At 45.4% G+C, this 20,428-nt stretch carries 21 protein-coding genes; 13 read left to right on the forward strand and 8 right to left on the reverse strand.

Annotated elements, in window-relative coordinates; translation table 11 throughout:
* Nucleotides 1-23 precede the first annotated feature (23 nt).
* Complete coding sequence (locus C943_RS18810) at nucleotides 24-827, reverse strand: hypothetical protein (RefSeq protein ID WP_157198621.1); 804 nt, start codon at nucleotides 825-827, stop codon at nucleotides 24-26.
* Nucleotides 828-994: 167 nt separating this feature from the next.
* On the reverse strand, nucleotides 995-1,600 hold the full coding sequence (locus tag C943_RS18815; RefSeq protein WP_008631095.1) for a hypothetical protein: 606 nt from the start codon (nucleotides 1,598-1,600) through the stop codon (nucleotides 995-997).
* A gap of 192 nt (nucleotides 1,601-1,792) precedes the next feature.
* Here C943_RS18815 and C943_RS18820 point away from each other — a divergent pair, with 192 nt between their 5' ends.
* The gene (locus C943_RS18820; RefSeq protein ID WP_008631098.1) at nucleotides 1,793-3,475 is read left to right on the forward strand and encodes a DUF885 family protein; all 1,683 of its coding nucleotides are present in this window, start codon (nucleotides 1,793-1,795) and stop codon (nucleotides 3,473-3,475) included.
* 51 nt (nucleotides 3,476-3,526) lie between these two features.
* Here the strand turns inward: C943_RS18820 and C943_RS18825 are convergent, their stop codons facing one another.
* From C943_RS18825 to C943_RS18835, 3 genes are read right to left on the reverse strand one after another with little or no spacing between them, the layout of a single operon-like run.
* Nucleotides 3,527-4,198, reverse strand: coding sequence for a hypothetical protein (locus tag C943_RS18825; RefSeq protein ID WP_040481358.1), 672 nt, complete (start codon nucleotides 4,196-4,198; stop codon nucleotides 3,527-3,529).
* Nucleotides 4,199-4,208: 10 nt separating this feature from the next.
* Nucleotides 4,209-4,529, reverse strand: a complete 321-nt coding sequence (locus C943_RS18830; protein WP_008631103.1) for a hypothetical protein — start codon at nucleotides 4,527-4,529, stop codon at nucleotides 4,209-4,211.
* Complete coding sequence (locus C943_RS18835; protein ID WP_008631105.1) at nucleotides 4,529-5,014, reverse strand: RNA polymerase sigma factor; 486 nt, start codon at nucleotides 5,012-5,014, stop codon at nucleotides 4,529-4,531. The genes C943_RS18830 and C943_RS18835 overlap by 1 nt, the downstream gene beginning before the upstream one ends.
* Nucleotides 5,015-5,269: 255 nt before the next feature.
* Between C943_RS18835 and guaB the strand changes: the two genes are divergently transcribed.
* Both guaB and C943_RS18845 read left to right on the forward strand, forming a co-directional pair.
* On the forward strand, nucleotides 5,270-6,748 hold the full coding sequence (guaB, locus tag C943_RS18840) for an IMP dehydrogenase (RefSeq protein WP_008631107.1): 1,479 nt from the start codon (nucleotides 5,270-5,272) through the stop codon (nucleotides 6,746-6,748).
* A gap of 137 nt (nucleotides 6,749-6,885) precedes the next feature.
* The gene (locus C943_RS18845) at nucleotides 6,886-7,332 is read left to right on the forward strand and encodes a DUF2214 family protein (protein WP_008631109.1); all 447 of its coding nucleotides are present in this window, start codon (nucleotides 6,886-6,888) and stop codon (nucleotides 7,330-7,332) included.
* A 54-nt stretch (nucleotides 7,333-7,386) separates the two neighbouring features.
* Here the strand turns inward: C943_RS18845 and C943_RS18850 are convergent, their stop codons facing one another.
* Entirely contained in the window at nucleotides 7,387-7,809 is a 423-nt protein-coding gene (locus tag C943_RS18850; RefSeq protein ID WP_008631110.1) for a nucleoside-diphosphate kinase, read from the reverse strand.
* 188 nt (nucleotides 7,810-7,997) lie between these two features.
* Here C943_RS18850 and C943_RS18855 point away from each other — a divergent pair, with 188 nt between their 5' ends.
* Genes C943_RS18855 through C943_RS18870 form a run of 4 tightly spaced genes read left to right on the forward strand, consistent with a single transcriptional unit; the run spans nucleotide 7,998 to nucleotide 11,067 of the window.
* Nucleotides 7,998-9,038, forward strand: coding sequence for a DHH family phosphoesterase (locus C943_RS18855; RefSeq protein ID WP_008631118.1), 1,041 nt, complete (start codon nucleotides 7,998-8,000; stop codon nucleotides 9,036-9,038).
* On the forward strand, nucleotides 9,025-9,963 hold the full coding sequence (locus C943_RS18860; protein ID WP_040481360.1) for an FKBP-type peptidyl-prolyl cis-trans isomerase: 939 nt from the start codon (nucleotides 9,025-9,027) through the stop codon (nucleotides 9,961-9,963). The genes C943_RS18855 and C943_RS18860 overlap by 14 nt, the downstream gene beginning before the upstream one ends.
* A 4-nt stretch (nucleotides 9,964-9,967) precedes the next feature.
* On the forward strand, nucleotides 9,968-10,522 hold the full coding sequence (locus tag C943_RS18865) for an FKBP-type peptidyl-prolyl cis-trans isomerase (RefSeq protein ID WP_008631125.1): 555 nt from the start codon (nucleotides 9,968-9,970) through the stop codon (nucleotides 10,520-10,522).
* Nucleotides 10,519-11,067 (forward strand): FKBP-type peptidyl-prolyl cis-trans isomerase, encoded by a 549-nt coding sequence (locus C943_RS18870; protein ID WP_040481362.1) that lies wholly within the window; start codon nucleotides 10,519-10,521, stop codon nucleotides 11,065-11,067. Before C943_RS18865 ends, C943_RS18870 begins: the two co-directional genes overlap by 4 nt.
* Nucleotides 11,068-11,097: 30 nt before the next feature.
* Here the strand turns inward: C943_RS18870 and C943_RS18875 are convergent, their stop codons facing one another.
* Nucleotides 11,098-11,616, reverse strand: a complete 519-nt coding sequence (locus C943_RS18875; protein WP_245545566.1) for a methyltransferase family protein — start codon at nucleotides 11,614-11,616, stop codon at nucleotides 11,098-11,100.
* 198 nt (nucleotides 11,617-11,814) lie between these two features.
* Between C943_RS18875 and C943_RS18880 the strand changes: the two genes are divergently transcribed.
* Nucleotides 11,815-13,032, forward strand: coding sequence for an NAD(P)-dependent oxidoreductase (locus C943_RS18880; RefSeq protein ID WP_008631131.1), 1,218 nt, complete (start codon nucleotides 11,815-11,817; stop codon nucleotides 13,030-13,032).
* The gene (deoC, locus tag C943_RS18885) at nucleotides 13,029-13,682 is read left to right on the forward strand and encodes a deoxyribose-phosphate aldolase (protein ID WP_008631132.1); all 654 of its coding nucleotides are present in this window, start codon (nucleotides 13,029-13,031) and stop codon (nucleotides 13,680-13,682) included. Before C943_RS18880 ends, deoC begins: the two co-directional genes overlap by 4 nt.
* Before the next feature lie 123 nt (nucleotides 13,683-13,805).
* On the opposite strand, the gene C943_RS18890 is transcribed toward deoC, so the two are convergent.
* Nucleotides 13,806-14,918: a Na/Pi symporter gene (locus C943_RS18890; RefSeq protein ID WP_008631136.1), complete on the reverse strand. Its 1,113-nt coding sequence runs from the start codon at nucleotides 14,916-14,918 to the stop codon at nucleotides 13,806-13,808.
* A gap of 329 nt (nucleotides 14,919-15,247) precedes the next feature.
* On the opposite strand from C943_RS18890, the gene C943_RS18895 reads away from it, so the two are divergent.
* From C943_RS18895 to C943_RS18910, 4 genes are all read left to right on the forward strand, one after another.
* Entirely contained in the window at nucleotides 15,248-16,384 is a 1,137-nt protein-coding gene (locus tag C943_RS18895) for a hypothetical protein (protein WP_008631145.1), read from the forward strand.
* Between the two features lie 79 nt (nucleotides 16,385-16,463).
* The gene (locus C943_RS18900) at nucleotides 16,464-16,907 is read left to right on the forward strand and encodes a nucleoside deaminase (protein ID WP_040481364.1); all 444 of its coding nucleotides are present in this window, start codon (nucleotides 16,464-16,466) and stop codon (nucleotides 16,905-16,907) included.
* 108 nt (nucleotides 16,908-17,015) lie between these two features.
* Nucleotides 17,016-17,618, forward strand: coding sequence for a superoxide dismutase (locus C943_RS18905; RefSeq protein ID WP_040481440.1), 603 nt, complete (start codon nucleotides 17,016-17,018; stop codon nucleotides 17,616-17,618).
* Nucleotides 17,619-17,884: 266 nt separating this feature from the next.
* Nucleotides 17,885-20,317 carry a TonB-dependent receptor gene (locus C943_RS18910; protein WP_008631149.1) on the forward strand — a complete coding sequence of 811 codons (2,433 nt, stop codon included), beginning with the start codon at nucleotides 17,885-17,887 and terminating at the stop codon, nucleotides 20,315-20,317.
* Nucleotides 20,318-20,428 lie beyond the last annotated feature (111 nt).

The raw sequence follows: 20,428 nt of genomic DNA on the forward strand, positions 1-20,428 counted from the left end.
CCACTGTGTTTTCCAACCGGTTTTTATTGTAGCACGATCATAAAATCCCGCAGGAGACCAATGCAAGAAGATGCCAACACCAATTCTGTCAACGGATCCAAGTCATTTGCAAGCCAAATCACAAATTGTTTTTTGTTAGGCCCCAACTGCACTGCACCAATAGATCGGGCATCCTCAAAAAATTCAAATCCTTTGTGCCAAAATTCACTACCCATCATGAGTTCCATAGCTCCTTTTTTTCCTGGTTCTTGGTAGTCAAACACCGCTTTGATATCTATTCTGCGGTTGCCATCCGTCAACCATCCGAAGAAATTTGAGCCGACTTCTGTGCCATAGTTTTTCGTAACTACCAGTTTCCAAGCCGTTTCTGTTGGTTTCGTCTCGATCAAAGCGGCATAGTTGTCCTTGGATTCCAAAACCTCTTCGTCACCTCCCCCAAATTGGATTCCTCCAATGACGATACCCCCGCTCGTGAGTCCCCGGTAGTCAAGGTTTCTGCTGAAATTGACCATTGCTGAATCGCCAGCTAGCGATAATATCAAAAATGAGCCGTTGTGGTCAGATTTTGAGGTTTCCAAACGGTCGAATAGCTTGGAGTTGTATTTGGTTTTTGTAAATCCAGTTTTACCCTCTACAACTTGGAAGGTATGAAATCGGAACTTGGGAAAAGTAGACATACCATTCCATGTTACCGGATATGCAGTTCCGTTTTTTAGAAGGTTGTCAGAAACAGCCATCAGGCGCTGGGCTTGGACGGATGTTAAAAAAGACAACAAACAAAGCGTCAATAACGCTGAGATTCGGATAACTTTTGGGGAGTTTTTCATGGCTACTAAAAATGGAGATGAATACCCAAATGAACGAATAAATGACTGCAACAAAGATCATTTTACGTTTCTGTTTTTGGTAAATTCTGATAATTCAAAAAATTATTTTGGCAAAAAATAAGCAAGCATCTTTCTGTCATTCAAATAGTTGTGGCAATTGATTTTTTTTATTTGCCGGTATTGTTGATGAGTTTGAAATAATCCTTTAGACTCGTCAAGACCGGCATCCGAGCGTCTTCGGTTTCCAAGATCTTTATCTTTTTACCCGAAAAATTGATCCCAAAATTCACCTCTTCATTGGATAGCAGGGGGAAAATGTCCTTCCCGAAAGCGAGGTGGGCAAATTTGTCTCCACCTTCAAAACGAATCTCGCCTGACTTGCCGTTGCTGGGATTTTCCCAGTTCACCACAATCGGAATACTGTCATTGGGAAATTCCCAGTAGAGGTAAGCTTCGTCCTTGGTTCGATTGAGAAGGATGGCTACAGGAAGGCTGGTAACTTGGCTGTTTTCGGATATCTTGGAATGCCTGTAGGCCACCATCTTCGCCTCTTTGAGGTTTTCGATATCATAGGCAATCGATCTTACATTTTTAAAAAATATCCGTTCCGCATCCGTTACCCGCATGGGTGAAGGTGCGGTTCCTGAGTTGTTGGCCCTTTTTTCATTGAAAAACGACAGACCGATCACGAGCAATATCGAAACCAACCCGAAGATTTTCAATATTCGGACAAGCTCCGGGGTCAATACTTTATCGGTACTAGAGGCTGGCATCTCGCAAGTTTGGAAAATAACTCATTTCGAATGAGGAAATGTTTCGACCCATGGCTGAATATTTTGAAAGCCACCCATCTATCCAAACTATTTCAGCTTTGGTCATAGGGAGATTGGGTTTTTACGCTCATTATGCTGAATTTGGAATACCGTTATGATGAAAATCAAAGAACTCCCCAAAGCTGTCATTCTATGAAAAAGGCGATCTTTTTATTTCTCTTCCTTCTGAGCTTCCAAGTCTCGGCAACCGAAATGTACCACGCCGTGATGAGCTTTCAGGCAGATCTCGGCGCCTTGAATCGAAAATACAACAACCGGCTTTCGGAGGAGTATTTTGTGCGCATGGATCGGCTTTACACGGATTGGCTGCAGGCCTTGGAAAGAATGCCATACGATTCCTATTCCATGGATGGCAAACTGGATTACCAATTGATGAAAAACCACCTGGAAAAGGAGCTGTTCTTCCACCAAGCCGCCTACGAGGATTTCAAGCTGGTCAAAAACGTCACCGATGTGGCGGCGCCCTTGGAGCAATTTTACCAAACCCGCCGGATGGCCGTGAAGCCCAAGGCACAGGATTTGGCTGCCGAGTTTGCAAAAGTGGAGAAGGCTGTGAAGACCAAGTGGGAGCAAACCAAGAAAACCACTCCTTATGACAGTTGGCAAAAAGCCGACCTCGCTTCCCAAGTGGTGGAATCCCTCCGGAAAAGCACCGAGGAGGCATACAATTTCTACTACGACTATGATCCGGATTTCACCTGGTGGATGAAAGAGCCTTGGAAAAGCCTGGACAAAACCCTGAAGGATTACGCAGCATTCCTGAAAACCCACTTTGTCAACACTGTGGTAAAGGATGACGGTTCGGGTATCATCGGCAAGCCGGTCGGCAAACTGGCCATCGAAAAGGAATTGGCCTACAACATGATCCCCTACACCGCCGAGGAACTCCTCAAGGAAGGGGAAAAGCAATATGCCTGGTGTGAGCGCGAAATGCTCAAAGCCTCACAGGAATTGGGATTTGGAAATGACTGGAAAGCGGCATTGGAATCCGTCAAAAACACCTATGTCCCCGCAGGCGAATGGCCCGAGATGGTCGGGGAAATGGCAGAAGAAGCGATTCAGTTCTTGGAAACGAGGGATTTGATCACGATTCCGGAAATGGCCAAGGAGACCTGGCGGACCACGATGATGTCAGCCGAGCGGCAAAAGGTGAGTCCATTTTTCCTCGGAGGAGAAACGATCATCATTTCCTATCCAACCTCTACGATGACCCACGAAGAGAAGATGATGAGCATGCGTGGCAACAATCCGCATTTTTCCCGTGCGACCGTCCAACACGAATTGATCCCCGGACACCACTTGCAGCAGTTTATGAACCAGCGGTATTTCCCCCACAGGAGGTTGTTCTACACGCCTTTTTGGATCGAGGGATGGACACTGTATTGGGAGTTTAACCTGTGGGACAAGCAGTTTCCGCGTGATGCCAAAGACCGGGTCGGTATGCTTTTCTGGAGGATGCACAGGGCGGCGAGGATTGTCTTTTCGCTCAATTACCACCTTGGCAAGTGGACACCGCAGCAATGCATCGACTTCTTGGTGGACAAAGTGGGCCACGAGCGCGCCAATGCAGAAGCCGAAGTCAGGCGTTCATTTGAGGGCAACTATGGACCGCTGTACCAATTGGCCTATATGATTGGGGGTTTGCAGGTCTATTCGCTGAAAAATGAAATGGTCCAGTCCGGAAAAATGACCGAGAAACAGTTCCACGATTTCTTTATTACCCAAAACTACATGCCAATCGAGCTGCTCCGCGCGCGGATGAAGGAGGAAAAAATCCCGAGAAACTTCAAGAGCAGCTGGAGGTTTTTGGATTGATGAAAAAAACTAATCCCCCAAGGGTTTGGAAGTCTTGGGGGATCATTTAACCTACTTGTCTTTTTTGAGTGTGATAATAACAACTCCATTTTTGGCTTTCTCACCATATTTCTCGAGTAAAAATTTGTCCTTTATAACCTCAATGCTTTGAATATCATCAGGATTTATTTTTTCAATATCTACAATAGGCACCTTCCCATCCTTTGTTGATAATAACATCAATGGGCTATTATCGGCATTTGCGGAAACCTTAAGTTTTATGCTTGGATCGGGGCTGGCTTCAGTCGCCGTTTTGCTTCTGCCATGGGAAAATGGAATTGATATGTCACTAATCTCTTTAAGTTCCTGAAGCTGCTTTTGCTGGGTTACGCTAAGTTCATTTTTAATGGCAACCAAAGTCAACAATTTCTTACGCTTCAACGAGTTTTCTAATTTGAGGATAAGGTCCATTTGCTTTGAAACTTCCTCAGTATTTACCTTAGTCTCTTGTAGCAATTTCCTCAATTTTACGGTAGCCTCGTCCAAATCCCATTTGATCTCACTGAATTCACTGGAATTTTGACTATTTATTTTGTTTATTTTTTCTGCCTGCTGGTCAGAAAGGGAAATGGTGAATCTGTGTTGGAAAACCTGATTGGCTGTAAAAAGCACCTCTTCGAACATGTCCTGTGCATAGGTGACACCTGAACTGAGGATCATCACAATTATCAATATCTTTTTCATACAATTTCGATTAAAATTCATTCAATAATGAGGAAGTAGGAGATTCCCAAGACTCCAACTCGGATGTTCGTTCGATCTTGAATTGGAGTTCATGGTTGGGTTTTTCTTCAAGGGTTATGATGATTACGTCCTGTTCCAAGGATTGCACTGCTTCATCCCTCGCAAAAAACCAAGCAGCCATTACCAAAGAAGCCGCGATCCCCAACGGAATCCACCAATTGACACTTCTTTGTCTCTTCGCTTTCGGGAAATCAGGGATTTGAATCTCGTTATCCTTTTCCTTCAATTGGGCGAAGAAGCTTTCGATTTCTTTATCGTGTTCGGTTTTCATCACTGTTCGATTCTGGATTTTTCGATCAATTTTTTCAGGTTTTTCTTTCCCCGGTCATAATGTGTTCGCACTGTGCCAAGTCCTATTTCCATCACTTCTGCTGCCTTTTCCAAAGTCAATCCATGGTAAAATACCAGCAAAAGTACTTCTCGCTGCTTGGCGGGCAATAGCTGAATCAGCTCTTCGGGAGACTGGTCCGCGTAACCGGACACCATTTCATCAGGCACATCGTAGTCCTCCAAAAGCGGCAGGATCGCATTCGCCTGTGCCATGGAACCATTTGCCGTAAATCGGATGACAGAAAACAGCCAAGTCTTGACTGAGGACTTCCCGCCGTAGACGGCCTTGCTTTCCAATATCTTCAAATACACCTGCTGCAGCACATCCTTGGCCATCTCATCGTCGAATCGACAACACTGCCGTGCCCAAATGTAGGCGTCACGGTGAAGCGCTTTGACGGTTTGTTCCAGTTGCTCGTGCTGCATGTCTGATACTTGGTGTGGAAAAGTCGGAATTATATGACAGGAGAAATCTAATTTTTTCCAAATATTCCTAACGGAAAAAAGAAACGCTCCCCGAATGAAACGGAAGAAGGTTTGGACTCGGGCAATTTCCAAATGGTTTTTCGCATATCTCTCTAATTAGACTGACTGGAAGAATATTATTCCGAGCCGAATTGATTGGCTGGGGAAAATGTTAGTATCTTTGGCGGGCAAATAGGGTTACCTAACCAATTTGCCATGAATCGAAGCTCCGATAAATTCCTTTTTGAAGCGCTCACCTACGACGACGTGCTTCTCGTACCGGGTTACTCCGAAGTCCTCCCCCGCGACACCAATACCTCCTCGCAACTCACCAAGAACATTAGAATGAACATTCCGCTTGTTTCCGCGGCAATGGACACAGTGACAGAGGCGGAGCTTGCCATTGCGATTGCATTGGAAGGTGGAATCGGATTTATCCACAAAAACATGTCCATCGAAAAGCAGGCAGCCCAAGTCCGCAAGGTGAAAAGATCGCAGGCTGGGATGATATTGGATCCGATTACGCTGGATATCGAAGCCAAGGTAAGGGATGCAGAGGCTATCATGCGGGAGTTCCACATTGGAGGTATTCCTGTGGTCGACAGTGACCGGGTTCTCAAAGGGATTATTACCAACCGCGACCTGCGCTTCATCAAAGATCAAAACGTCAAGATCAAAACGATCATGACTTCGGAGAATCTGATTACGGCCAAGTTTGGGATTTCGCTGGAGCAGGCGGAGGAGATTCTGCAGGAGTTTAAGATTGAGAAGCTGCCGATTGTAGATGAGGATTATAAGCTGACTGGCTTGATCACTTACAAAGACATTTTAAAGAGGAGGGATAAGCCGCACGCTTGCAAGGACGAATACGGAAGACTACGCGTAGGCGCAGCTGTCGGTGTGACTGCGGATATTGTCGAAAGGGTCGAAGCCCTCAAAAACGCGGGCGTCGACGTGGTTTCCATCGATACCGCTCACGGGCATTCCAAGGGTGTGATTGATACTTGCAAAAAAATCAAGTCTGTTTTCCCTGATTTGGAGGTCATTGTCGGAAACATCGCCACGCCGGAAGCGGCCATTGCCTTGGCGGAAGCTGGCGCGGATGCCGTCAAGGTGGGCGTAGGCCCAGGCAGTATTTGTACTACCCGAGTCATTGCCGGTGTCGGAGTGCCACAGCTTTCTGCTGTGTTTGAATGTGCCGAAGCCCTTAAAGGAAAAAATGTGCCAGTGATTGCGGACGGTGGTATTCGCTATTCCGGCGATCTTGTCAAGGCAATCGCGGCGGGAGCAAGTTCTATCATGATCGGGTCGTTATTGGCAGGAACAGAAGAAGCCCCGGGCGAAATGATCATTTACGAAGGAAGAAAATTCAAGACTTACCGCGGCATGGGATCCTTGGAAGCGATGGAATCAGGTTCCAAAGACCGTTATTTCCAGGACGCCGAAGATAACATCAAGAAACTCGTTCCTGAAGGAATCGTCGGCCGGGTTGCCTACAAAGGCCTTGTTTCGGAAGTCTTGTACCAATTGGTTGGAGGACTTCAGGCTGGGATGGGCTACTGCGGCACCAAGACTGTAGAGGACCTACAGAAAAACGGCAAGTTTGTAAAAATTACAACAGCCGGCGTAAAGGAATCACATCCACACGATGTCAGCATTACGCGGGAAGCGCCAAATTATTCCGCAAAGATGTAATATTTGTTTTGTGTCATTTTAGGCCGGTCATTGGGTGGCAATCTCTCCCTAGACCGGCCTTTTTTGTTTAATGCTTGGATTTTGCTTGTTCGGCTAAATTGTCGGATATTGAAATCATGTAAAATTATCTTTTTCCTATGACCACTGAAATCATCCTTCGCTACCTCCATTTCATCTGCATTTTTGCCATTGTGGGCTCGCTTGTCTCCGAGCATTTGCTGTTGAAAAATACTCTCTCAAGGAGGGAACTGGATAGACTGTCCAAAATCGATGCGGTGTATGGGCTTGCGGCTTTGGTTTTGCTTGGCGTTGGGATGACGCTTTGGTTGGGTGGTATCGGAAAGCCTACGGATTTTTACAGTAAAAACCCGATTTTCCATGTCAAACTCACGCTCTTCGTATTGATAGGGATTTTGTCGATATATCCGACGGTGTTCTTTTTAAAAAACAGAAAGGGCGATCCTGAGGAAGAAATCGCAGTGCCGAAGGGGATTTTTTGGTCCTTGAGGCTTGAGCTTTTGTTGCTTCTTGTGATACCCATTTTGGCTGGACTGATGGCCAAGGGAATCGGTTCTGCCGGATAACAAAAAACCCCATGCTTTGACAACATGGGGCCTAGGGCTTCTAGTATAGTTTAATTAGAGTACGCGTTCCAATTGGCTGAAATAGAAGTCGCCTTCGATCTTGGCGTTTTCGTCTGAGTCGGAGCCATGCACAGCGTTGGCTTCGATGGATTTTGCGAAGATTTTGCGAATGGTGCCCTCAGCGGCATTGGCGGGGTTGGTGGCACCGATCAAGGTCCTGAAATCCTCCACTGCATTGTCTTTTTCCAAAATGGCCGCGATGATCGGACCGGATGACATATAGTTGCAAAGGTCGGCGTAGAAGGGCCTCGCTTTATGTACTTCGTAGAATTTGCCTGCCAACTCAGGAGTCAATCGGGTGGCTTTCATCGCTACGATTTTGAAGCCTGCCTCCTCGATCATTTTCAATATCGCTCCCGAATTGCCTGCTTCAAAAGCATCAGGCTTAATCATGGTAAATGTTCTGTTCCCTGCCATTATAATGATATTTGTAGGTTTAAATGTGGGTGCAAAATTAAGTGAAATCAATGAAATTCCATATTGGGACTGTGAATTCTCTGTTATCTGTTTCAACGTTAACAAGTTAGGCCAATTGGGATTTTTCAAAAATAATCCTGACATTTGCGGACTGTGTGCTTTGCTAAGGACACTGCAATTGCTATCCAATGAGCGAATTAGAGTTATTCAAACACCATATTTCCTCTCCCCAAAAAGTAGTCATCACCACCCACCACAAGCCCGACGCCGACGCTCTTGGTTCATGCTTGGGGATGGCTAATTTCCTTCTCAAATTGGGACACGAGGTCACAGTTGTCACTCCCTCTGACTATCCGTCGTTTTTGCATTGGATGAAAGGCAACGAGGAGGTCCTTAATTTTGAAGACCCAAAGGAGCAGCCACTTGCGATTGAAAAGGTGAAGGAAGCCGGGATAATCTTTTGTTTGGATTTTTCCTGCCCCAAGCGAATGCATGGACTGCTTCCCTACGTGGATAAATCAAAAGCCTATAAAGTCAACGTCGACCATCACCAGGATCCAAAGGATTTTGCCGACTTCAGATACTGGAGCACGGCTGCGGCTGCGACCTGCGAGTTGGTATACGAGCTGATCGTAAATATTGGCTGCAAGCATATGATCGACAAGGATATTGCCGATTGTCTCTATGCAGGAATCATGACCGATACAGGTGGCTTTAGGCACCCCAATACGACCAAGAATGTGCACTTGATCACGGCCGAACTTATCGATATCGGCGCTGACAATACCAAGATTTCAAGGCTGATCTACGATACCAATAGTATCAATCGCTTGAAATTTATCGGTTTTGCAATCACGCGAAGGCTAGTGATTCTTCAAGATTTGAAGACTGCCTATTTCAAAATCAGCAAAAAAGATCTCAAGAAATTCGATTCCCAAACCGGGGATACAGAAGGTCTCGTAAACTATGCCTTATCTTTGGACGGGATCCATGTCGCCGCGCTCTTTACCGAGCGTGAAGATGGCATCAAGATTTCTTTTCGGTCCACCGATGATGTAGCGGTCAATAAGTTTGCCGCGGAATATTTTGACGGCGGAGGGCATAAAAATGCCTCAGGAGGAAAGTCCCAACTCAGTTTGGACGAAACCACTGAAAAATTTGAAATATTAATCAAACAAAATTATACCTCTCTATTTACTCAACCTGAACTTGTTCATGAAAAAAATTAATGCATTTGTATTTTCGGTCATGTTGCTTGCAACGGCTAGTGGATTGATGTCCTGCAAGAAGAAAATGACCACTTCCGATGGTATCGAATACACCTTTGTCAAGGAAGGAGACACCAAGCCTAACAACGGTGACTACATATTGTACCACTTGATCGTCAAAAACGACAAGGATTCCACCTTCATTTCCACTTACGACTCCAATATGCCAGGCTATATCCTGTACAACGACTCTCTTCCAAAAGAGAGCGGAATGGACGAGATTTTCCTTGGCTTAAAAAAAGGAGACAGTATCACCTTGGTAGCCAAGGCTGAAAAGATTTTCGGCGAAAACAACATCCCGATGTTCCTGAAAAAAGATCAGGACGTGAAGGTCCAGATAGGCGTCATCGACGTGACTGACCAAGCAGGCGTGGAGACTTACTTCAATGCGCTCCAGGAAGCCCAAATCAAAAAGATGGAAGAAAATGCCGTCAAACAATTGGCGACTGATAAGCAATTGATCGAGGATTATCTCAAGGAAAAAAATATCCAAGCTTCCAAGACAGAATCGGGGCTCTACTACGTCATAGAGAAACAAGGTGAAGGTCCAGAGATTGAAACCGGGAATTTGGCCTTTGTTCACTATGCGGGATACCTGTTGGATGGAACCATCTTCGACACTTCCATGAAGGAATTGGCGCAAGCCAACGGCGTCTACAATGAGCAAAGAGACAGCATGGGCGGTTACGCTCCTTTGGAAGTGGCCGTAGGCGAAGGTAGGGTTATTCCAGGATGGGACGAAGGTCTAGGATTGTTGAAAAAAGGAGACAAAGCCAAATTCTTCATTCCTTCCACATTGGCCTATGGCGAAAGGGGTGCAGGCGGAATGATCAAGCCTAACTCTATCCTCATCTTTGACGTAGAGATCACAGACGTTCAAAAATAAAATAATGAAAAAGTTAAGCTTGCTGTTGATTGCCTTGGTCGGATTACTGACTGGATGTGTTTCTGATGATGAAAACTTACAGATTATCTTGGAGCGGGATTTGGCAGCGATCGAAAAGTATGTCAACGAAAATCCAATCCCTTCCGCAAAGGAACTGGTAGACAATGGCACTGGTATTAGGATCTACTGGACGTCTGTTTCTAACAGTGGCAAAAAGCCCGAAGTGAGCGATACGATCAGTGTAAACTATACCGGAAAGCTTCTCGATAACCGTGTCTTTGACACTTCGATAGAATCTGTCGCCCGGGCGAATAACATATTTTCCTCTAGCCGAAAGTATGAGCCACTCCGGTATCCCATCGGCTTTGGTTTTACAATCCCAGGTTTTGAGTTTGCAATTCTGCAAATGGAGCAAGGTGATAAAGCCACGGTAATTATGCCTTCTCTCTATGGATATGGATCGGAAGAAGTGGGCAGCATTCCCAGAAACTCTCCGCTGGTATTCGAGCTGGATCTTATAGAAGTGAAAAAGATTAAAGTAGAGGACGAGCTTCCATGAGAAAGAGCAACATAATTTTATTGGTTTTGCTAGGTATAATTGCCGCTTGGTCATGTACCCCGCGAAATCCTTTCGGTGGTCCTGTTTATGACTTTGCGGGAAATCTGAAAAGAGATAGCCTTCTCATCGCCGACTTCTTGAAGACGGCCCCAATCGATTCCCTATACAGGATTCATGATGCAAGCGGCGTTGTGATCATCGTTCAGGAAGAAGGAAATGGGATAAAGCCATCTGTTGGCAATCTTATCTACTGTAACTATACCGGAAGACTCCTTGACGGAATCGTGTTTGATACAAACAGCGAATCTGTCGCAAGAGAAAACGATATCTACGACGAAAACCGCCAATATCGAATTTTCCAGTTCTCCCTCGGTGGCTCCGAAGCAATTCGGGGATTTGATGTGGGATTCAGGAACTTGAAAAGCGGGTCTAAAGGAGTTCTAATCATTCCTTCGCCTTGGGCCTACCAAGACCGGACCACGGTCGAAAGGGTCCCGGCAAACTCCGTCCTCGTGTTTGATGTTGAATTCCTCGGATTGGATTGAAATGAAATAAGGATCGGCAAAGGCCGGTCCTTATTTTTTTCTTGGGATCAAGGCAGGAATTTTTTTCTTATAGTCTATATAAGCCTGTCCAAATTTTTCGATCAGCTTTTTCTCTTCCAGATAAATCCCAATCGGCAGGTAGATAATGAGCATTCCCAAGTGTATCATTGAAGACGGCATAGGCTGCACCAATGTGTACCCCACAAAAATCAAGATGAGCGCTGAGTAAATCGGATGACGTACATGGGCGTGCAGTCCGGAAACAACCAATCGGTCGGCTTTTGTGAATTCGTCCGAAGGTGAAAATCCGATAAATTCAAACGGGCTGAGTTTTTGGAAAGATTTGACCAATATGATCGTGCCGAAGGTGGCTAACATGTATCCAAAGTAGCTGGCTAGCGGGAAAGTGGCAAAGATGGGGATTTCCTGAAGTGTACCCGTAAACACGAAAATCCCAAGGAAATGGATCGTGGCGAATAGGCTATATAGCAAGCGGTACCAGATAAACTTTGGCCCCAACCAACCTTTGAATTTTCTTTTTATCTTCATGTCTGCAAATACAGAATGCAGAAAATAGAACGAAGCCCAAAAAATAACCAAAACCCAATAGCCCATGGAAATCACTTTTTTTGCCAATATCCTAAATGATCAAACAAATAAAAAATACCCAAAACCGATGTTGGCCGATGAATGTATGCGTATACTTTTTGAATTTTCCGAACAGTTTGGCCATTTAATTTCCCACAAATGAGAATAGGAATCATCAGGGAAGGGAAAACCCAGCCTGACAAACGGACCCCGTTCACACCTAACCAAATGAGGTCGCTTTCTGACCAATATCCTGACCAATTGTCATTTTACGTCCAATCCAGTCCCCACAGATGCTATTCAGATGAAGAATTTGAATTGGCTGGTATCCCGGTGGTCGAAGATATTTCTTTTTGCGATTTACTGATGGGCATCAAAGAAGTGCCTGTCCATTTGCTCATTCCCGAGAAAAAGTACATTTTCTTTTCTCATACTATCAAGAAGCAAAAGCACAACCGAGCGCTGTTGCAGTCTGTGTTGGAAAAAAACATCACTTTACTGGACTACGAAGTCTTGAAGGATGAGGCAGGGAATAGAACTGTAGCCTTTGGAAGGTGGGCGGGAATTGTAGGTGCTTACAATGGACTTTGGACCTATGGTAAAAAAAGCGGACTCTATGATATCAAGCGTGCTTACGAGTGTTTTGATCGGACCGAACTAGACACCGAACTCAAAAAGGTTCAACTTCCCCCAATCAAAATCATCGTGACAGGTTCGGGCCGAGTCGGAAAAGGTATTTTGGAAGTACTCAATACCGTAGGCATCGCACAAGTATCACCCAAGGAAATCCTATTCCAATACTTTGAGGAACCGGTATTCACGGCGCTCTCCTGTGCCGACTATAACCGCAGAAAAACAGACGGAGGCTTCGAGAAGGAGCAGTTTTACCAAACCCCGGAAATATACGAGAGCCACTTTCTGAAATATGCTGAGGTCGCCGACATACTTATGGCAGGGGCCTATTGGGATAGACGGGCACCACGGCTGTTTGAGTGGGAGCATATCCAATCTGAGGATTTCAATCTCTCAGTCATAGCCGATATCACCTGTGACATAGACGGGTCGATTCCTACCACTATCCGTCCATCTTCTGTCCATCATCCGGTTTACGATATCGACCGATACACCTTTGAGGAATTGGAGGCTTTTGGTAAGCAAAACAGCATCTCTGTGATGGCAATCGACAACCTGCCAACAGAGCTTCCTAGGGATGCCTCCGAGGAATTTGGAGATCAACTGACGCGGAATTTTATTCCCGAACTTTTGAAGGAATCATCCGGAATTCTTGAAAAGGCAACGATTGCCAAAGACGGAGATCTGACTTTGGAGTTCTTTTTCCTAAAGGATTTTGTGGAAGGCAATGAGGAAGAAATATGAAAAACATTGAGCGCTACATCGAACAAACTGTCCTGAAGGCCCAAACCATCGATGCTGACATCGAAAATCTTGTCAAAGAGGCAAAGCAATATGGCTTTGTGGGAATTTGTGTCCCTCCATTTTGGGTCAAAAAAGCGAAACGTGAGATAGGTGACGCAAACATCCAGTTGGTGACCGTCGTGGGTTTCCCCTTGGGGTATAGCCTCACGGAAACCAAGGTTATTGAAACCGAGCAGCTGATCAAATTGGGTGCAGATGAAATTGATGTCGTATGGTCGTTGACCGCATTCAAGGCTGGAATGAATTGGCCAAAAATCGAGCTTTCCCGCATCGCTGAAGTTTGCCACCAGCAAGAGCGAATCCTTAAAGTCATCATCGAAACAGCCTATCTCAGCGAAAAGGAGATCATTGAGGCCTGCGGTATTTGTGCGGATGCCGGGGCGGATTTTGTGAAGACTTCCACGGGTTTTGCCCCGGAAGGAGCCAAGGAAAAACATATCCGCCTTATGCGTGCCAACCTTCCCAGCAGCGTGGGAATCAAAGCAAGCGGCGGCATCAAAACCTACGAACAAGCCGTCGGGCTTATTCAAGCAGGTGCAGATAGGATTGGGACAAGTTCAGGCGTTCAAATAGTTGCTGGAATCCAATAAAGTCAAAAGTAGCTTAGGCCCAATGGGTGTCTTTCCCGCTGGTTTTTTGAAATAATGCTCCAAACCTTCGTTACTTTTTCAACTTGTGAATTTGCATCCCGAGAAATACCTCGGGAGATTTTTCTATTGTTTGTTGAAATAGATGAGCAAGAAGGGAATAATGAAAAACGTCAACAGGATATAAGCCAAGGCGATGATCTTAAAATCCGCGGATTTACTGCCCAAAAAAATTGCGAGTCTCACAGGGATGTTTCTCAGGGATTTTGAGGGAAGAAATATCAAGGCTCCCATAAGGTTGAATAGAAAATGGACAATCGCCAAACTAATTGCAGCTTCTGTTTTATAAATCGCGGCTATAGCAGCCGTTATTGTGGTGCCGATATTTGCGCCGATGATAAACGGAAAAACCTTCATCAGGGAGACTTTCCTATTGGCAACTGCGGGTACCACCAGCGAAGTGGTAACCGTGCTGGACTGAATTGCCGCCGTCGCGATCATTCCGTACAAGAAGGCAATAAACGGATCTTTGAATATGTGCTTGTTTAAGTTTTTCACATCTTGGGTGATAAAGGTGTCCAAAACGGCCGAAGACAGAAACTTAATCGAAAGCAGTAACAACACCACCGCAAGGATCAAAGTGAGAATTGGCATATTCAACAATTCGTAAAGCCAATTGGTCACTGGTCTAGTAAACAATACATTGTAGGTGTAGGAAGTGTCCAAGACATTGTTTGCATCAAAAAAGTAGATGGTGAGCCTTGTCGCAAGTTTACTCAAAAAATCAAAATAAAATTCTAGTGGAAATAGGATCAACACCGTGAGGATATTGAAGATATCATGGACTACCCCCGCAGACATCGCCCGCTTGAACTCGCCTTTTTTGAGGAAAAATGAAAACGCTACAAGGGTACTTGTGATGGTGGTGCCAATATTCGCACCCATGACCACGGGTACTGCCTGGGACAAGGTTAGACTGCCGGAAGCAACGACCGCCACGACCATCGCGGTCACGGTCGAGCTGCTTTGAACCAAAGCGGTCATCAACAAACCAACAAACAACCCGATAAAGGGATTGTCTGTAGCATTGAGCAGCTCTTCCACCAAGTCATTGTTGAGCCGGATCATCGACAGCGTCAACAAATCGATCGAAAACAGGAAAAGCAGGAGTCCTAACAGCAGGATCATTGCTTTCCGCAACTTGCCGGCTTTTGGTTTGGCTTGGGTGGTTTCGGTCATATATAGAAAAACCCCTCAGGGAAGGGGTTCGAGTTCTGTTCTAATTTATCGCAAAATAAACTCAAAGGATTCAGAAACCGGGATAATTGCCATGAACCTTATGTTAACAAACTTATCCATTCCTGCGGCTGTTCCTGTTACTTGTTTGCTAAAATTAAGGATTCAAACTTTTTTGACCAATCAAATTATTGTTTATCCAATAATAAATTTCCCTGAAAATAAGAAACTATCTTTGTGAGGCAGAAAGCCTTAACAATTTGTTAACATAGGTCCCGGATTTTCTTCCATAAATTTGCACCGGAAATCAATTTTCCACAAAAAAACTCTGCATGGCCAAGCTCAAAGACCAAAACATCAACCAGGATGCATTATCTAAAGCCTCCTATGCACTTTTTGATTTTACGAAGAAAGAACGATCATTTTTGATAATCATCTGTATCCTGATTTCGATTGCTGGTATCATCACACCATATACTTACTTGGCCATGTGGTTCGGGTTTGGTTTGGCTGCGTATTCTGCGATCGCCAACGACAGTATCCAGACGATCGGTACCTTCATTGCTTCGAACCAAAACAGGAAGTGGTATTGGCTTTGGTTGTTTATGGGTTTGGTTTTTGTCGGAACCGTCACCTACAGTTGGGTGACCTACGACGGGGATGTGAGTTACCAAAGACTCATGGTCCCTGGTTTGGAGAAGGCACCCGAAAGCTTTGTTTTCCTACAGCTGGCAGCCCCCATCGTATTGTTGGTGCTTACCAGGTTGAGAATGCCCGTTTCGACGACATTCTTGCTGCTCAACGTATTCACCTACAAAGCCGGCACCATCGTAGATGTTATGAAGAAGTCCTTCATCGGGTATGGTCTGGCATTTGTATTGGCCATCATCGTTTGGTTCATTCTGGAGAAATTCGTCGAGAATTACCTCAAGGGCAAACCCAGTCCAATTTGGGATGTTTTCCAGTGGATTACTTCGGCGGTGCTTTGGTCGGTGTGGATTATGCAGGATGCGGCCAATATCGCCGTGTTTTTGCCGAGACAGCTGGGTCTTTGGGAATTTGTTGGGTTTACCAGCTTTATTTTCCTTGGATTGGGATTCCTATTTTACATGAAGGGAGATCGTATACAGTCCGTCGTCAACGAAAAGACAAGGGTCACTGACGTTAGGGCAGCCACACTTGTGGACTTGGTCTATGCGGTCATCCTCTTTTACTTCAAAATGGCCAACAACATCCCCATGAGTACTACATGGGTCTTCATTGGTTTGCTTGCCGGCAGGGAATTGGCAATCGCAATTGCAAAATCAAAGAAGGTCGAGAAACGAAGGGTGAATATCTTCAGGGCACTTTACCTTACCCGGAAAGACATATTTAAGGCAAGCATCGGTCTCGTCGTATCCTTGGTATTGGCGCTGATTATCAATGAGGGGGTCAGGAAAGAATTTCTTGCATTGTTTGGCTTGATTTAGTCCAGCCATAAGAGTGTAAATGGCGCGGGTTTCTTGGAAATCAGCGCCATTTTTGTTTTTCCCCCGATTAACTTTGGATATGGATTTATTCTCGGACGCTTATTTTATGAATGAGGCCCTCAAGCAGGCCCAGATTGCCTTTGAGGAGGGAGAAATTCCCGTGGGTGCAGTAATTGTCTGCCGAAACCGCATTATCGCCAAGGCCTACAACCAAACCGAAAAGCTCACCGATGTCACGGCCCATGCCGAGATACTGGCGATTACCGCCGCATCCCATGCCCTTGGCGCCAAGTATCTTCCAGAGTGCAAATTATACGTAACCTTGGAGCCATGCAGCATGTGTGCAGGGGCATGCTTTTGGGCACAGTTGGGCGAAATCCACTATGCAGCCGATGACCCAAAAAGAGGATATACCCGTCATCAAGAAAACCTACTGCATCCTAAAACAAAAGTAGTCTCAGGACTTTTGGCTGACGAATCCAAAAAGCTGTTGGATAATTTTTTTAGAAAATTGAGAAACTGAAGCGAAACAAAAGTTTTTCGAACCATTTCGATTTTGAAATGGTTGAAAAACCAGAAGCTTAACTTCTGACAATAAATTTTCATGTTTAACCAAAACCTACAAGCAAATATGGCTTTTGAACTTCCAAAACTACCCTACGACTTCAATGCGCTAGAACCGCATATCGACGCCAGAACCATGGAAATCCACCATGGAAAGCACCACAACGCCTACGTGACCAACCTCAACAATGCCATCGCCGGCACAGCCCTTGAAGGCAAATCCCTTGAGGAGTTGATGAAAGTGGCGGGCAGCAATACTCCCGTAAGAAACAATGGAGGTGGTCACTATAACCACAGCTTGTTTTGGAACCTACTTTCTCCAAATGGAGGCGGCAAACCTACAGGTGAATTAGCGGCCGCTATCGATGCGAAATTCGGTTCATTTGATGCATTCAAGGAGGAGTTCAACAAAGCTGCTGCCACGAGATTTGGTTCTGGATGGGCTTGGCTGAGCGTTGCAAACGGACAGCTGGTTGTGAGTTCAACACCCAACCAAGACAACCCCCTGATGGACGTTGCTGAGGTAAAAGGGTTTCCAATACTTGGCTTGGATGTATGGGAACATGCCTACTACTTGCACTACCAGAACAGGAGACCTGACTACATCGCCGCATTTTGGAATGTGATCAACTGGGATGAGGTCGCCAAACGATACGCTGCGGCGAAATAAGCATTCGCTTTTATGAACTACCACCCCGGGACCAGCCTCGGGGTGTTTTTTTATGCCCAAATCGTGCCAGAGGAACTATTGGATATTGGAATTTTCAGCATGAATTGTACCGATCCGAACGTCCAGAGTGTACGGTTATGATACATGGGTTTATTTTCATCAAACTTGTAAATAACTGAAAAACAGTATTTTAATGTTATTTTTTTTCCTTGGCACCGAATTTTCATAATGGATGGCACAGACAATTGATTGCTAAACCAACTATTATGAAAATCTCCACTCAAATTTTTCTGATGCTGTTTTCTTTCTTTCTCGGCCTGAGCAATCTGGCGGCAAAGGAATTCAGTCAGATCTCCGGACAACTGCAGGACAAAAAGGGCCAGTTTGTCCCATTTGCAAACGTCGCCTTGCTCGAAGCAGAAAGTGGCGCAATGATTACGGGAGCCGTTACCGATGAATCAGGAAAATTCCTTATCGAATCTGCCAGGGTCGGGAAAGTCCAGTTATCGATTTCTTCCATAGGCTACCAATCCTTGAAGACGGAAGTCTTTGAAATCAAACCCGGAGTTGTGAAGGAATTTGGTTTGATTGCCATTGAAGAGGAATTGGGAAATCTGGACGAGGTAACGGTAAGATCGACTCGGCCGGATATCATCGTGGAAGCGGATAAGACCATCGTCAATGTAGAAGGAACCGTCATGGCTGAGGGCAACTCGGCCCTTGATGTCATTGGAAGGTCTCCGGGAGTGTACGTGGACGAAAACAATAACATCAACCTCAATGGCCGATCAGGGGTTACTGTGATGATCAATGACCGGCAGACCTATATGAGCGCCAACGACTTGGCCAATTTCCTCCGCTCTATGCCTGCCGACAACATCAAGAGCATCGAGATCATCAATAATCCCACCTCAAGATTTGACGCGGAGGGAACGGCAGGCGTGATCAATATTCGATTGAAGAAAAACAACATCAACGGCATGTTTGGAAACATACAGGCAGGAGGGATGTACAATGGACTTTTTGGTCCCAATACAGGCATGAGCCTCAATGTGAAAAAAGGCAAATGGACCAACCAAGCCAGCCTGAATTACAACGAATTCAATTTCGTGAACGACATCAGCATCAATCGGAATTTCCAGTTAGAGGAGGGTGTCTCCAATTTTGACCAACACAGCTCGATCACGATGAAGAATAGAAGCCTATTCTTCAACGGAGGATCCGATTATGAAATCAACGACAAACACAGCGTGGGCGTCAATCTGCAGGCTTCCCAGTACAATGGCGACAACATCGGTAAGTCACTGACCGAAATCACTAACCCCGGAACCGTCGACCTGTTTTTCCTACGTTCATTCAATGATACCGAGGCAGCCAACAAGAGAATCTTTGGAAATTTCCACTATGTAGGTCAGTTGGATACACTTGGAACCAAGTTGAGTGCTGACATGGATTTTACCAGAATGAAAAGCAATTCCAATTCCCTCCTGACCAACAACAGGTGGATGAACGACAATGAACTCAACGCAGGCCAAGATTACATCCTGACTTTGAATGAGATGGATTACTCGATTTTTACCTCAAAAGTGGATTTTGTCAAGCCTCTCGGAAAAGGCCGGGTACTCGAGACCGGTCTGAAAGGAAGTTGGGTAACTTCAGACAATGACCTTGACCTCAGCAAAGCGGTGGAGGAAGAGCCCTTTGAGCCAGATCCAAATAGCAATCGGTTCATTTATGAGGAAAATGTACTTGCAGCCTATGCACTTTACAAAAGCAAATTCTCAGAGAAAGTTAGCTTCCAAGCTGGTTTGCGGACTGAATATTCCGACATCAAAGGCAACTCAGTCACACTTGGACGTGTTGACAAACAGGAATACATCGATCTGTTCCCGAGCCTTTATATACAGCAGCAGGTCAGCAAAGACTACCAAATCGTGTATAATGCAAACCGGAGAATCAATCGACCTAATTATCGCCTCTTGAATCCTTTCGTCTACTACATCGATCCGTTGACCACGGAAACGGGAAATCCGTACCTGAGACCACAATATTCCAATAATCTGGAAATGAACCATGTGTACAAAGGTGCTTACCAGCTGACGCTTGGATATTCACTGACGACGGATGCATTTCAGCAGATATTCACACAAGACGAGGAATCCAGGACTACCACGACTTTCACTGCCAACCTTGACAAGGCCCAAAACTGGAACGTCAGGGCGATGATTCCTTTCGAGATCAAAAAATGGTGGAATACCAACAACATGGTGCAAGTGACCAACTCCAGATGGAAATCAATGATTGGCGATGCACTTCTCGATGTGTCCCAGACCTCATTGACCGTCCGATCTCAGCACACAATCAACTTGCCAAAGGGATTCCGAGCAGAGCTTATGGGTATGTATGTCGGTCCGGCGCAATATGGACAGGCAAGCATCAAAGGTTTCGGATGGGTGGATGCAGGGATTTCAAAAGATATCCTCAAGGATAAATTGAGCCTGACAGTAAATGGAACCGACTTGTTCCGTACGCAGATTATCCGCGCCAACGTGCAGTTTGACAACATTGACACTAAATTTGAACAGTACCGAAGCAACCAAGGTGTCCGATTCACGCTGAGGTATAAGTTTGCCAAGGGCGAGAACTTCCGTGTGTCCAATAGAAGCGGCAGCACCGAAGAGCGCAACAGACTGGATTAATCTGGAACATTTCCTGCCTTAGGGTGAATCCATTGACATTCACCTGCGGTAATCTCGAGCACGAAGAAAAAATTGTTTCAATCTGACATTACAGATTTTACCTTGCAAAAA

The sequence above is a fragment of the Mariniradius saccharolyticus AK6 genome (assembly GCF_000330725.2).
GTDB classification, from domain to species: Bacteria; Bacteroidota; Bacteroidia; order Cytophagales; family Cyclobacteriaceae; genus Mariniradius; species Mariniradius saccharolyticus.